The sequence below is a fragment of the Nocardia sp. NPDC003726 genome (assembly GCF_053586955.1).
The window spans coordinates 177,504-190,174 of sequence record NZ_JBSFNF010000006.1 but is presented as its reverse complement, the minus strand read 5'-3'; the positions used below and the strand labels follow the sequence as shown (position 1 = coordinate 190,174).

19 protein-coding genes and 1 tRNA gene are annotated in these 12,671 nt (G+C 65.1%); 9 read left to right on the top strand and 11 right to left on the bottom strand.

Going from position 1 to position 12,671, the window contains the following annotated elements; translation table 11 throughout:
* Positions 1-54 precede the first annotated feature (54 nt).
* Both ACWDMM_RS10885 and ACWDMM_RS10880 read right to left on the bottom strand, forming a co-directional pair.
* Entirely contained in the window at positions 55-330 is a 276-nt protein-coding gene (locus ACWDMM_RS10885) for a hypothetical protein (protein WP_323124468.1), read from the bottom strand.
* Positions 331-515: 185 nt separating this feature from the next.
* Positions 516-716 carry a hypothetical protein gene (locus ACWDMM_RS10880; protein WP_039794406.1) on the bottom strand — a complete coding sequence of 67 codons (201 nt, stop codon included), beginning with the start codon at positions 714-716 and terminating at the stop codon, positions 516-518.
* 169 nt (positions 717-885) lie between these two features.
* On the opposite strand from ACWDMM_RS10880, the gene ACWDMM_RS10875 reads away from it, so the two are divergent.
* From ACWDMM_RS10875 to ACWDMM_RS10855, 5 genes are all read left to right on the top strand, one after another.
* Positions 886-1,179 (top strand): DUF6191 domain-containing protein, encoded by a 294-nt coding sequence (locus ACWDMM_RS10875; RefSeq protein WP_195079765.1) that lies wholly within the window; start codon positions 886-888, stop codon positions 1,177-1,179.
* A gap of 63 nt (positions 1,180-1,242) precedes the next feature.
* Positions 1,243-1,554, top strand: a complete 312-nt coding sequence (locus tag ACWDMM_RS10870; RefSeq protein WP_357108655.1) for a carboxymuconolactone decarboxylase family protein — start codon at positions 1,243-1,245, stop codon at positions 1,552-1,554.
* A 1-nt stretch (position 1,555) separates the two neighbouring features.
* A complete protein-coding gene (locus ACWDMM_RS10865) occupies positions 1,556-2,173 on the top strand; it encodes a carboxymuconolactone decarboxylase family protein (protein WP_357108658.1) in 618 nt (205 codons plus the stop codon).
* A 55-nt stretch (positions 2,174-2,228) separates the two neighbouring features.
* Positions 2,229-3,632, top strand: coding sequence for an amidohydrolase family protein (locus tag ACWDMM_RS10860; protein WP_195079762.1), 1,404 nt, complete (start codon positions 2,229-2,231; stop codon positions 3,630-3,632).
* 115 nt (positions 3,633-3,747) lie between these two features.
* Positions 3,748-4,584 carry an antibiotic biosynthesis monooxygenase gene (locus ACWDMM_RS10855; protein ID WP_357108662.1) on the top strand — a complete coding sequence of 279 codons (837 nt, stop codon included), beginning with the start codon at positions 3,748-3,750 and terminating at the stop codon, positions 4,582-4,584.
* Here the strand turns inward: ACWDMM_RS10855 and ACWDMM_RS10850 are convergent, their stop codons facing one another.
* The 6 genes from ACWDMM_RS10850 to ACWDMM_RS10825 all read right to left on the bottom strand — a co-directional run bounded on the left by ACWDMM_RS10850 (position 4,585) and on the right by ACWDMM_RS10825 (position 7,845).
* Entirely contained in the window at positions 4,585-5,040 is a 456-nt protein-coding gene (locus ACWDMM_RS10850) for a deaminase (protein ID WP_357108665.1), read from the bottom strand.
* Between the two features lie 403 nt (positions 5,041-5,443).
* The gene (locus ACWDMM_RS10845) at positions 5,444-6,253 is read right to left on the bottom strand and encodes a hypothetical protein (protein ID WP_357108669.1); all 810 of its coding nucleotides are present in this window, start codon (positions 6,251-6,253) and stop codon (positions 5,444-5,446) included.
* Between the two features lie 50 nt (positions 6,254-6,303).
* The gene (locus tag ACWDMM_RS10840; RefSeq protein WP_449937082.1) at positions 6,304-6,870 is read right to left on the bottom strand and encodes a hypothetical protein; all 567 of its coding nucleotides are present in this window, start codon (positions 6,868-6,870) and stop codon (positions 6,304-6,306) included.
* 72 nt (positions 6,871-6,942) lie between these two features.
* The gene (locus ACWDMM_RS10835) at positions 6,943-7,152 is read right to left on the bottom strand and encodes a hypothetical protein (RefSeq protein ID WP_195079758.1); all 210 of its coding nucleotides are present in this window, start codon (positions 7,150-7,152) and stop codon (positions 6,943-6,945) included.
* Positions 7,152-7,421, bottom strand: coding sequence for a hypothetical protein (locus ACWDMM_RS10830; RefSeq protein WP_195079757.1), 270 nt, complete (start codon positions 7,419-7,421; stop codon positions 7,152-7,154). The genes ACWDMM_RS10835 and ACWDMM_RS10830 overlap by 1 nt, the downstream gene beginning before the upstream one ends.
* Complete coding sequence (locus ACWDMM_RS10825) at positions 7,408-7,845, bottom strand: DNA-directed RNA polymerase subunit beta (protein WP_323124464.1); 438 nt, start codon at positions 7,843-7,845, stop codon at positions 7,408-7,410. The genes ACWDMM_RS10830 and ACWDMM_RS10825 overlap by 14 nt, the downstream gene beginning before the upstream one ends.
* Positions 7,846-8,176: 331 nt before the next feature.
* Between ACWDMM_RS10825 and ACWDMM_RS10820 the strand changes: the two genes are divergently transcribed.
* The 4 genes from ACWDMM_RS10820 (at position 8,177) to ACWDMM_RS10805 (ending at position 11,307) form a co-directional block, all read left to right on the top strand.
* The gene (locus ACWDMM_RS10820) at positions 8,177-9,358 is read left to right on the top strand and encodes a helix-turn-helix domain-containing protein (protein ID WP_195079755.1); all 1,182 of its coding nucleotides are present in this window, start codon (positions 8,177-8,179) and stop codon (positions 9,356-9,358) included.
* A 211-nt stretch (positions 9,359-9,569) separates the two neighbouring features.
* Positions 9,570-10,040, top strand: a complete 471-nt coding sequence (locus ACWDMM_RS10815) for an SAM-dependent methyltransferase (protein WP_357108677.1) — start codon at positions 9,570-9,572, stop codon at positions 10,038-10,040.
* 44 nt (positions 10,041-10,084) lie between these two features.
* Positions 10,085-10,849 (top strand): helix-turn-helix domain-containing protein, encoded by a 765-nt coding sequence (locus ACWDMM_RS10810; RefSeq protein WP_357108680.1) that lies wholly within the window; start codon positions 10,085-10,087, stop codon positions 10,847-10,849.
* A 47-nt stretch (positions 10,850-10,896) separates the two neighbouring features.
* Positions 10,897-11,307: a VOC family protein gene (locus ACWDMM_RS10805; protein ID WP_195079752.1), complete on the top strand. Its 411-nt coding sequence runs from the start codon at positions 10,897-10,899 to the stop codon at positions 11,305-11,307.
* 152 nt (positions 11,308-11,459) lie between these two features.
* Here the strand turns inward: ACWDMM_RS10805 and ACWDMM_RS10800 are convergent.
* The 3 genes from ACWDMM_RS10800 to ACWDMM_RS10790 form a co-directional block, all read right to left on the bottom strand.
* A tRNA-Ser gene (locus ACWDMM_RS10800) sits at positions 11,460-11,547 on the bottom strand.
* A 59-nt stretch (positions 11,548-11,606) separates the two neighbouring features.
* Positions 11,607-12,041, bottom strand: coding sequence for a nucleoside deaminase (locus ACWDMM_RS10795; protein WP_195079899.1), 435 nt, complete (start codon positions 12,039-12,041; stop codon positions 11,607-11,609).
* 43 nt (positions 12,042-12,084) lie between these two features.
* Positions 12,085-12,624, bottom strand: a complete 540-nt coding sequence (locus ACWDMM_RS10790; protein ID WP_195079751.1) for a tRNA adenosine deaminase-associated protein — start codon at positions 12,622-12,624, stop codon at positions 12,085-12,087.
* Positions 12,625-12,671 lie beyond the last annotated feature (47 nt).

The window sequence follows — 12,671 nt, the reverse complement described above, 5'->3', positions numbered from 1 at the left end:
GGAGAGCATCACCGGGCCCCGTATCCGTACTGCGGATACGGGGCCCGGTGCGTTTCACCCGCTCGGTTGGGGCAGCTCGCAGCCACCGACCTTGGGATTCACCCCGGCGTAGTTCAGCGGACCCGCGAGGGCGGTGAGACCGATCGTGCCCCAACCGGCGCAGTTGATCGGGGGGCCGCTGTCGAAATAATGCCGTTGACCGGCCGCGAGCAAACCGACCGCCAGCCAAGCCAGCAGCAGGAACCCGAATACCCGGGAGCCTGTGCCTGAGCCGCGCCCGGCACGCGCACGACGTTCGTAATCACGCCCCCGGCGTCCGTAATCACGCATCTCATCGGTCCCTTCCGTGCTCCCCGTCGAGCGGGGATACCCGGACACACCGACAGTTACCCAACAAATCCGAGGTACAGGCGACTCTTCGCGAGTTGGCAAATATCTAGTTCAAGTCTCGCGCGGACGAAAAGCGGACGGCCGGGTGGCATACCCACCCGGCCGTCCGCGGTCACTCGATCGAATTACGGGCTCGGTTGCGGGACATTGCAATCCGCGACCTTCGGATTGACGCCCATGTAGTTGAGCGGTCCGGCGATCACCGTGACGGCGATGGTGCCGAAACCGGCGCAGTTGACCGGCCCACTGTCGAAATAATGGCGTTGTGCTGCGGCTACCACGCCGATCAGCAACCAGATCAAGACGATTACACTTCCGATTCTCATGTTTCTCTCGCGCATCGCTCCCGCGCGGATCGTCCGACGGCGCATGTGGCATCGCGTCCTTCCCGCACTTTCCGTATCGGGCGTATACCCGCGATCGCCTCGGTTACCCGTCGCGAAGCGGGCAATTTTCACCCGGTTCGGCGGAAGCGCCTGCTGGTAGCTTCGTGGCATGGCAGCGCTGTTCCAGTGGTCGATCCCCGGCTGGGTGATCCTGCTCGTGCTGGTGGCCGTCTACGAGATGACCGTGAACAAACGCCGCAGGCGCCGCCGCACCCCGATCTCCGGCACGTTCACCGACGAGTTCACGGCGCTGTTCTACGCGACCAAGCGCATGGAGCTGGACCACCGTGAATCGGTGTCGATGTTGCGGGACGAGCAGGGCCAGGGCGCGCCGCCGCTGGCCGCGGTCGATCTGGACGACCGGAAGGTCGTGCTGCGCAGGGCGAAGGACGACAACCCGTAGCGCTGCGCCGATTCTCAGCGCGGGCGGTCGGCGTCGGACAGAATGAGGCCCATGCGTGGCTCGATGAGTGAGAAGTGGCAGCGGTTCGGCGAACACCTCGAGTCCGCGCCGGGGCGGTTGCCGAGCCGGGTCCGCCGGGCGCTGAAAGCCGGGGCCGCCGGGACGACCGAGTCCGGCCAGGACGTGCCGGCGGAACTCGCCGCCTTCGCCGACCTGGTGGCCGAACGGTCCTACCGGGTCACCGAGCAGCAGATCGCGGCGCTGAAAGCGGCCGGGCACAGTGACGACGAGATCTTCGAGGCGACCGCGGTCGTCGCCTACGGCGCCGCCGACCGGCGCCTGCGCGCCGCGCGCCTGGCTTGGGAGGGGAACTGAGATGTGGCTCGAGGCAGTGCGATCCGGTCACGACCGGCCGACCAAACTCGTGTTGTGGACCATGCGGCGGTTCAGCGGCGTCGAGGTTCCCGCCGTGCTCAAAGTGCTGTTCTACCGGCACCGGTTCTTCGGTTCGCCGTTGTCGGAGCTGATTCAGGACATCATGCGCGGACCGTCGTACTGGACCGTCGCCGAGCGGGAGATCTTCGCGACGCACACCTCGCAGGCCAACGAGTGCCCGTTCTGCGCCACCTCCCACGAGGCGATCGCGGGCGCCTACATCGATGCCGATGTGGTGACCCGGGCACTGGCCGGCGGCACGGACTCCCCGCTGCGCCCGGAAGCGCGGGTCATGCTCGATTTCCTGGCCAAGATGGCTCGTGACCCCGACGGGTTGACCGCAGAGGACGCCGCGGTGGTCCGGCTGGCGGGCGTCTCCCGGGAGGCGTTCGACGAGGCCGTCTGGGTGGGCACCTGCTTCAACGTGATCAACCGGATGATGAACACGGTCGGAGCGGGTCCACTGGAGGATCGGCAGCGCGGCGTGAGCGCCCGATTCATCAAACTCGCCGGTTACCGTATGCCGTCTCCGGTGACATTGTTCTCGCGCGGCGTCTGAGCGCATTTCACCTGATCCGCTCGCGCGCCGGATCGATGTGTGTTTTGCTCGAACGGTGAGCCAAGTCCACTTGGGGCACATTTTCCACATCGCCGGAAGTCCCGCTTCCGGCGATGCGGCCGACGCTTTGACCGACGTGCCGGACGGGGCTCTGGTGATCGACGAGAGCGGCCGGGTCGCATTCTGCGGACCGCGCTCCGATATCCCGGCCGAACACCATTCCGAAAAAGTGTTCGATCACCGTCCAGGGTTCTTGCTTCCCGGGTTCGTCGACACACATATTCACTTCCCGCAGACCTTCGCGGGCGATGCCTACGGCGGCGGCCAGCTGCTGGAATGGCTTGAATTGTGCATCTATCCCGCGGAATCCCGCTACGGCGACCCGGAATTCGCGCGCTCGGCGGCCACCGAATTCTGTGCGCGACGCATCGCCGCGGGCACCACGGCGGCGATGGTCTTCGGCTCGGCGTTCCCGCACGCGCAGGACGCATTGTTCAGCGAGACCCGGCGGCGAGGTCTACGCATGGTCGCGGGGCGTGGCATCCAAACGACCGGAGCGGACGCGGCGGCCGCACTGATGACCACCGAGGCCGATGCCATCCGATTGACCAGCGAAGAGATCGCCAAGTGGCACGCCGCCGACACCGGTGACGTGGACACGGCGCTACTGCACGTGGCGATCGTGCCGCGATTCTCGTTGGCGGTCACTCGCCAGACGCTGAAGAACCTGGGTGATCTCTACGATTCGGTGCGCGAACGCGGCGTCTATTTCCACAGTCACCTCAACGAGAACAACCGTCCCGGGACCGGCGAAGTCGACACCACCAAGCAGGCGTACGACGTCGCGACCTACCTCGACACCTACGACGGAAAGTTCCTGCCGGGATCGGCCGTTGGCGGCAAGAGCCTGCTCGGCAGGCGCAGCATCCTCGCGCACTGCGTGCACTGCCAGGACGTCGAGCTGCGGCGGATGGCCGAAACCGGCACGTCGGTGGCGCACTGTCCGGTCTCGCAGCAGTTCCTCGGCTCCGGCACGATGCCGTGGAAGCGGACGCTCGCCTCGGGTGTCACGGTGGCCGCGGGCACCGATTACGGCGGAGGCGACGAGTGGCTGATTCCGCAGGTGCTGTCGGCCGCGTTCAAGGTGCACATCTCCGAACCGGGCGAGCAAGGTGTGTCGATGCATCCGGCCGAAATGCTGTTCACCGGTACGCTGGCCGGTGCGCGCGCCTTGGATATGGAGAATCGTTTCGGCAACTTCGACGTCGGTAAGGAAGCCGATTTCATCGTGATCGATCCGGCGCGGGTCCCGGCGCTGGAAAGCTCGCTGGCATACGGCATTCGTTCCGACGACCCGGTACTGGCTCGGGATCAGACCCTGTTCGCGCTGCTGATGGGTATTCGCGAACCCGCGATCACCGAGGTCTATGTGCGGGGCCGTCGCCTCGACGTCACATAGCCCGATGAATGCCGCGGCTACCGTCGTAACGGTCTTTCATCGACCGGCACACGAAGCGGCATTCCGGGATTGGCTCGATGGACTGCGCCGAATCGCCTGCCGAATGCAAGGATTCATGCATTCCTCGGTCGCGGTGACCGGAAGCCGGATGCTCGAAGCGGGATTCAGCGTCACGTTCCGATCCGAGTCATCGCTCCACGAATTCCTGGACTCGGCCGAACGGGCGGCCCTCGTGTCCGAGGGCGAATCTCGCGGCTTCCATTGCAAGAGTTCGGATCTGATCTTCGTGGCAGGCGAGGCCGCCCCGCCAGGCGTCTGCGTATTCCGGCACAGCGTCGCGCACGACAAGGAGGACGAATTCCAGGCGACCGAAGCGCAGCTCGTGGCGGCGAGTTCGCGATTCCCCGGGTTCGAAGGAGCCGCGCTTTTCCCCGTGGACGGCGGGCGCTGGTTCTCGGTGCTCAGATTCCGCACCCAACGGCAGCTGACCGACTGGCTGGGCTCGGACGAACGCGCCGCCGCCTTACCGGAATTGCGCGCGAAGCTGACCGAGGACTTCACCGTGGACGCGCACACCACACCGTTCGGCTCCACCGTGCGCACGGTCGACGGCGAAACCAGGATGACCCCCGCCTGGAAGACCGCCATGCTGGTGTTGCTGGTGCTGTATCCGACGGTGATGGTGCTGTCCCGATTCCTCGGCCCGGTGCTCGACCGGCTCGGCGCGCAGCCGTGGCTGGCGCTGTGGCTCAGCCAGATCGTGAGCGTGGGTTTGATGAGCTATTTCCTCTCGCCCGCCGTCGCTCGCTGGTTTCGCCGGTGGCTGGACCCGGTCGACGGCGCGAGCCCGCGCATCAGCGTCGCCGGGGCGGCGGTGGTCGTCGTGCTCTACGCGCTGACGCTGCTGCTGTTCGCGTCCGTGCGCTGGCTGCAGTACTGGGACTACGACTGATCAGGACAGGTCGAGGTGGCGGTTCATCGACATCGCCGCCTCGGCCAGGTCGGCGAGTTCGACCACATCGACACCCGCCCGCTGAAGCTTCTCCACGCCGACGCAGTTCGCCACGAACGTCGACGGCTCGCGCCACGCGATCACCACGACCGGAATACCTGACCGCAGTATCCGGTCGGTGCACGGCAGCCGGTCCTTCGTCCCCCGCTCCGAACAGGGTTCCAGCGTGCTGTAGATCGTCGCGCGCGCCAGCCGGGGATCGGCCGGATCGAGCTTGCGAAGCGCGGCCTCCTCGGCGTGTTCCTTGGGATCGGACTCTCGTGAATAACCGGTCGCGATCTCCGCCCCGTCGGCGACGATGACCGCACCCACCGAGAACGCACCCTCGGCCACCGGGCACAGACGCGCGAGCTCGATAGCGCGGTTCATCCAGTAGTGATGGTCGGGCTCACCCACCGGATCGACCTCCTTCGACTCGTCCTGCTGATCCACTCACCTCTCGGGCCTGAGACTAGCGCCACGCCATCCGGCCGCGCGGAGACCGCCGTGTCGAAGTCGGCAAGACGATTCACCGGCCTCGCTCGATTGCCCGACTCCGGTCCTGACTGTGCCAATAACCACGCTGCACCCGCGGCGCCGTGCCCGGAGGTTCCCGCACCGCCGCCGACGGCGGTTCCGCTTGACCGATCTGAAGAAGCTGCACCACCTCCGGCGGAATCCCCCGCGCCCGCAACCGCGCCCGTTCTTCCGCGCGTTCCTTCTCCGCCGCCTCACGCGCCTTGAAAGCAGCCTCTCGTTCCTTCTCGGCTGCCGCGCGGGCCTCGGCTGCCGAACGGTCGGCATCGGCAGCCTCAGCCCCTTATCTCGCCGCCTGCTGCGCCGTGTCAACGGCTTCGCGTTCCTGGTACTGGCTGGGCGCCGGGAATTCCTGCGCCACCCGTTCGGCAGCCGCCCGTTCCATCCGTGCACGCTCATCGGTTACCCGTGCTCGCCTGGCTCGCTCGGCTTCTTCTCTGGCCTGCCGATCACGTTCGATTTTCTGCGGGGCTTCCGCACGGCCACGTGTCGCTCCGTCGCGAAACCTCAGCATGTTCCGGAACTTTTCGGCTCGCCCACGCGCCCGCGCGAGCTCGGCGATTCTATCTTTCCACTTCTGTAGCTCCTGAACCTTTCCCTGCCGAGCCTTTTCACGAACACCCGGCAATTCGAGCTGCTGCCCTTTACCGCGTTCCACCTCGAGACCTCGCGCCCAGATCTCGCGGGCATCGGCTCGCGCTATGATTTGGTGCGTGAACTGGTCCGGGAAGTCTTGGATCAGTCCGGCAATGAGTTCCTGCGCTTCTTTCGATATCGACTCACCCGCGACGGACCGCAGGATATGCTGATGTTTCTCATCCTCCCGGAGAAGTTCACGCACCGCCCTCAACTGCTTGAGGTCTTTATCACTCCTGATGACCCCTGATTTTTCCTCGATGGTGAAGGTTCGATCCCGATCCAACTTGATCTTGTCGAATTGAATCCTGTCTTTCCCCGCTTCATATGTCCGCGAGTGGACGGCGTATCCGTTCGCACGGTCCCGGAAAAATCGATCGCAACCATTCTCGAATATACGTCCACGCTCATTGCTGTCGAATCCCCTACGATCACTGTCGTAACCGTCACCAGGCATGATGCCCGCCCCCCGGATCGGAAGTCTACAAAATCGCCATCATTCTTCAGTCACAGGAAAGGAGGATGATCAGAAAGATTCGCGCTCAACTCGGAAAACAGTGGGCCGTCATCTTTGCGCAGCCTCCAGAAGGCCACGGAAACCAGCTCCATCAGAGCGATGAATTCCTGCTCGACAACGAATTTTACGAGCAGTTCCGCAGTGCAGGTCTTCCAGTCCGGGAACCGGAAAGCCATACCGGGCCTGATGTCGTCGTATATGAGTATGCCCGCGAAGTCGTTGTACCCAGGGGGCATATCGGTCAGGTCGATCCATCGCGCATCGAGATAGCGAATAAAACACTCTCCGATGAAGCACACCAATTGGTCGGTGACATCCGCATTTTCGGGAAGTTTCACACTCTCCATATTCGGGAATATCTCCACGATCATGTCACTGATCTGAATTGCCTCGCGAGATTCGAAGTCCCATGGTTCTGGCGGCAAAGCGGAGAATCCGGCCCGCTCCAGAAATTTCCGTACCTGCGCCGCCCGCCGGTCAGGGTCGACCCATTTCCCCCATTCGGTTCGCTCGACGGGTACGCCGAGATCGATGGTCAGCTGCTCGTCGTTCCCCACGCCTAGCTCCTTCTCGTCATGTCCGAACAGGTCAGTGTCGCGCGTGCAGGGGCACCGGGCAAGGAAACTCCATCATCGCTCGATATACAGCCGTTCACACGGCAATCTGGGCCACCCTTCAGCACTATCGGCCAGCACGTGCACGGCGTCGACGTAATGCCGTTTCCGGTGCTCTCGTACGAACAGCACAGCGGCGGTGAAGCAGGCGGCGAAGTCGAACCGCGCGCCGTGCAGGAACACCGACAAGTGCACATCCGGTTCGTGCGGTAGCGGGGATGTCATCACATGCCCCGTTCCCGGAACCATCGGTAGCCGTCGCGGGTCACGATCACCGCCGTGACCCGCGTCGAACAACCCAACGGATCGCAACCCCCGTGCGCGTCCAGCGCCTTGTCCGCGGCGTCGCGGCTCATCAACGGCAAGGTCGGGTTGCTGTGTGAAGTCAACCGGGCATGCAACCGCGCCAACGCTGCCTCGACATCGAACCTGCCCGACTTGCCGCCTTGGAGCAGTCGCAGGGCAGGACGCTCGGGTTCGTCACTGTCCGGCATAAGCCAGTACCCGTCGACGCTGCGCCCGCTTCGCTTCCGCGATGTCCCGTATCGCCCGCACTATCAGCCACCCCGAAGGGCGAACATGGCTGTCCGGACGCACAATCCACGCCCGAAACGCGGTTCCGCGATCGGCTGGACTCGGCAACCCGATCGTTCCGCCGTCGCGCACGATCGAGACGTTGAACCGGAACATCTCAGCGAACAACCGCACATCGTCCGGCACATCCGGCCGGATGATGAACGTCCAACGCTGCGACCGTGGATGCGACAGGATCGGTCCCGGCTTGTAACCCTGGTTCTGCATCCACACCTTCACGTCGTGCCCCAGCACGGCGGGCATGGTGATCGCCCACACCGAGCCGCAACGGGCCACGATCCGGCCGACATGCGGAGGATCGACCCTCGCGGGTATGTCGCACACATTCCGGTAATAGGCACATCGGGACATCGGCGTATCCCCAAACGCTATGTGGCCCACACAGACCTCTACTCGTATCGGAGGGGCATCGAGGTGCGCCCGGTCCTCGACAACCCCCTGACCGGTACCCGAGGACGGAAGCGGATGCCTTGTGCCGCTTGCGGTTCCGCACTCCCTGCCGGGCGCACATCAACATCAGCACGGGCGAGTGCATCTGTGCAGGACTAAGCTGTTTTCAAAGCGACAGGTCCACATTTGAAAACACACGGGTGGGTGTGAGATGCCGTCAGCCGAGCAACAATTGTGCGGGATGGAATCGGACAGGACCGGCCGCATGCTGAGGCAGTTGCGGACCACACGCGGACTCACCCTGCGCGAACTTGCAGGGGCAACGTTTTGCGATTATTCCCAGCTCGCGAACATCGAAGCGGGCCGTCGCTGGCCGAAAGATCGCGGATGGGCCGAACGCGTAGACCGTGCGCTCAACGCAGGAGGCGCATTGATCTCGGCGTGGGATGCGGACCAAGCCGAGCACGCACGACGCAATGACACGTTGCGAATGCTCGACCAGGCGCGGCGAGAGTCCGAAGCGCTTTTAGCCCAACCGGACGCGTTGCCGCTGGACGATATGCAATCCGGCATCATCGACGTGGCGCGCAACGCCAGGTTCGAGTCATACGACCGCACCCTGAGTCGAGCGATGGACATCCGCGCGGAGTTGATGCGGCGTATCAAGTTGGGCGCCTACCGACCGGACGAGATAAGGGAATTGTATGTAGCGCTTGGCCGGGTGTGTGGAGTGTTGTCGTACCTGACGCTCGACCTCGGACAGGCGGACACGGCACGCGTTCACGCACAGGCATCGTTTCAACTGGGTGACCGGGCGGGCCACGACCAGTTGAGAGCCTGGGCGCGCGGCACACAAGCGTTGGCGTTCCGGTTCGTGAAGGATTTCGAGCGCGCACGAGACGCGGCAACGGATGGACTGAGGTACGTCACGCACTCGACCGGGACCGCCGAACCCCGACTCTTGTGTGGTTTGGCCGCATCGGTCGCGAACCTTGGCGACTCGGCGCGTGCGCTCGAACTGCTCGACCAAGCCGAACGTGCACGCGACGCAGCGGGACCCGACGAGATACCCGGTCTGTTCACCTTCACGCCAGCGAAACAGATCTACTACCGGGGGTTCTCGCTCATGTGGGCAGACGATGAGAAGACGCTCCGCAAGTCCGTGAAAGCGTCCGAGGAAGCGATCGACGCGTGGCAAGTGCAGCGATCGCCCGGTGACGAGATGTTGTCTCAGATCTACTTGGCGTCCGCGAGCGCACGTCTCGGAGACTTGGACGGCAGTATCGCCGCAGTATCGCCGGTTCTGGAGAACCCGATCAGCGCCCATTTCTCATGGGTGCGCAAGCGTCTCAACCAGCTGGAAAAGCTACTGGCAGAGAACTTCCCGGATTCCTCTGTCGCGGGCGACATGCGGGAAACCTTGGTGAGCTACGTACACTCGAACTAGCCCTCGTCGCTGCCGAGCGCAAACGCCGTTACGAAACGCGGAAAGCCCTTGCTGCTTCACTGGGGCGAGGATGGCGGGCTTGCGTGTTGTCGGCACGATGCGGCGTCGGGCGGGACGACTCCCCTGCCCCGCCGGTGACTGGCCTCCCCGCCGCGAGTGTGGGGCAGGTAGACGTAGTTGTCAGCGGCTCCCACCAGCAAGGGAAGGTCGTATGGCTGACGAAGTGTTCGAAGTAGTGCCGGTTGCGCACGTCGTAGGTGGCCGGCGCGAACCGACCGATGATCACTGGGGTGGCACCGAGGCGATCATCCGCGTCGACGACCCCCGGTTCACCGAAGAGTCGGTGCAGGGTTTGGAGGAGTTCAGCCACCTGGAGATCGTGTTCCGGTTCCACCTCACCGACCCGACAGACCTGCATTTCGGTGCCCGTAGCGCCCGCGACAATCCCGAATGGCCGAAGGTCGGCATCTTCGGGCACAGGAACATGCGGCGCGTCAACTGGCTCGGCGTCTCGCGATGCCGACTGCCCCGAGTAGACGGCCGCGACCTGCACGTCGCCGAGCTCGACGCCGTCGACGGCACACCCGTGCTGGACATCAAACCCTGGTTCGCGGAGTTCGGCCCGCGCGGAGACGTCCGGCAAGCTGCGTGGTCCACGGAGATGCTCAAAGACTATTTCTAGTGACAGGCCGCTGACTGGCCGGGCACGGCGCTACGATGCCGGGCGTGGCGCTCGAACGGCTCGAGGGCATTTCAGGGCTGGAGTACCGATTGTCGGACTCGCCCTATGTCGAGGGCGTTTACCGGGTGGCGCCGATCGGTGCGCATGGTGTCTTCGCACCGGAGCGCATGGTGTCGGTCGCGAACTCGAACTGGGAACTGCTGGTGTGGGCGTCGGATGGCGTCACCACCGTTTCGGTACGCGGTCCCGAGACCCGACCCACCGTGGTGCCGTTGGGTGGCGGGCTGGGCTGCACCTTCGGCGTGATCTTCCGGCACGGTGCCTTTCTCCGGAATCTGCCCGTGAGCGGACTTGTGGACGGCAGCGTGTCGAGCCCGTACACGACGCCGCGCTCCTTTGTGCTGCAGGGGAGCGAGTGGGAGATCCCCACCTACGAGAACGCGGAGACGTTCGTGGAGCGCCTGGTCCGGGCAGGGTTGCTGGTGCGGGACCCGTTGGTGACCGACGTCGTCGCGGGGGAGCGGCCGGTGCTGGTAACTCCGCGCTCGGTGCAGCGCCGGGTCGCCGCCGCGACGGGTCTGACTCAGGGCATGATCCGGCGGATCGAGCGGGCTCGGCAGGCCACGATGCTGCTGCGGCAGGGCGTGGCCGCGACAGATGTCGTCCATCTGGTCGGGTATCACGACCAGCCGCATCTGGCGCGGTCGCTGACCCGGTTCGTCGGCTTGACGGCGACACAGCTGCGGCGGCCCGCCGCTGCCGAGATCCTGTCGCTGCTGTACAAGACCGAGGCCGAGGTACGGCCATAGGTTCGAAGTCAGCCGGACGGCCCGGCGACAAGAACCGAGGAATACCAATGGCTTTCACACAGATCTATGTCAACCTGCCGGTCACCGACCTGGAGGCGAGCACATCGTTCTACCTGGCGCTGGGTGGTGTGCTCAACCCGCAGTTCACCGACGAGACTTCCGCACAGGTCGCCCTCGGCGAAGTGGTGACCGTGCAGCTCATGACGCACGAGCAGTTCGCCGGATTCACCTCGCGGCCCATCGCCTCCGGTGCGATCGAGTCGATCCTCGCGCTGCCCGCCGAGTCGAAGGAGGACGTCGATCGGCTGGCCGACGCCGCCGTGAAGGCGGGCGGATCCGAGCCGCGCCCACCTCAGGACATGGGCTGGCTCTACAACCGTGCTGTGGACGACCCGGACGGCCACAGCTGGGAGCTGCTCTCGTTCGACGCGTCCGCGATGCCCGGCACGCCGGAATGATGAAGGCGCGGGCGGTTGATTCCCACCGCCCGCGCCGCGCCCGGCTAGCAGTGCGTTGTTCGGCGTGACGGCGATGTGTTCTGCTGGTGACCAGGCCGCTGACTGAGCAAAGGAAAAGCCCTTCACCTGGGCTAACAGGTGAAGGGCTGGAGCGGTGGCGGAGGGATTTGAACCCTCGGAGGGGGGTTACCCCTCACACGCTTTCGAGGCGTGCTCCTTAGGCCGCTCGGACACGCCACCGCCGACAACCATACCGGACCGGCGCCGGATCGTTAAATCGCCTGTTGACCAGGGGTGGGTCAGCGCTGGGTGCGGAAGAACTCGTCGAGCAACGCCGCGCATTCGTCGGCGAGCACCCCGCCGCGCACCTCGGGCCGGTGGTTGAGACGACGGTCACGAACCACATCCCACAAGGAGCCGACGGCGCCGGTCTTCGGCTCCCAGGCGCCGAAGACCAGGCGGCCCACCCGCGCGAGCACCAGCGCGCCCGCGCACATGGTGCACGGCTCCAGCGTCACGGCGAGCGTGGCGCCCTCGAGCCGCCATCCGTCACCGTGGACGGCGGCGGCACGGCGCAGCGCCAGGATTTCCGCGTGCGCGGTCGGATCGCCCAGTGCTTCGCGCGCGTTCGCGGCGCGGGCGAGTTCTCTTCCGGCCGAGTCGAATACCACCGCGCCGACGGGTACGTCCCGCTCCCCCGCCGCCGCGGCGGCATCGATGGCCGCGCGCACCATGGCGGCATCCGAGGAGAACGGGTCGTCCGGCAGAACGCCCACGTCAGCGCGGCAGCTTGTCCAGCACCGCGGCGAATTCGCCGGCGAAGCCGAGGCGCTGGGCGATCATGCCCAGTTGCTCGTCCGGATAGAGATCGGTCTCGGCGAGGATGACGCTGAGCACAGGTTCGGGCAGGCCGAGATCGGCGAGCACGCCGAGGTCGCCCTCCTCCCACGGCTCCACGTCGTCCAGTTCGTCCGGATCGATATCGGGGATTTCCACGTTCAGGGCCTCCAGGACGTCCGCGGCGATGTCGTAATCGATCGCGGCCGTGGCGTCCGAGACGAGCATCCGGGTCCCGCTCGGCGCGGGCCGGAGCACGATGAAGAACTCGTCGTCGATGTCGAGTAATCCGAACACCGCTCCGGAGCTGCGCAAAGCCTTCAGTTCGTTTTCCGCGGCGGACAAATCGGTGAGCGCGTCCCGGCTCAGCGGACTGCACCGCCATTTGCCTTCTTCGCGGACAACCGCCACTGCGAACCCTTCCACGTCGTCGTAATCGTCCGACGCCGCCCTGTTCGTGCCCGAGCGCTGTGCTGCCATGGCCGCAACGGTAGTCTGCTCGAGCGGAAATGTTGAAGTCGTATGCG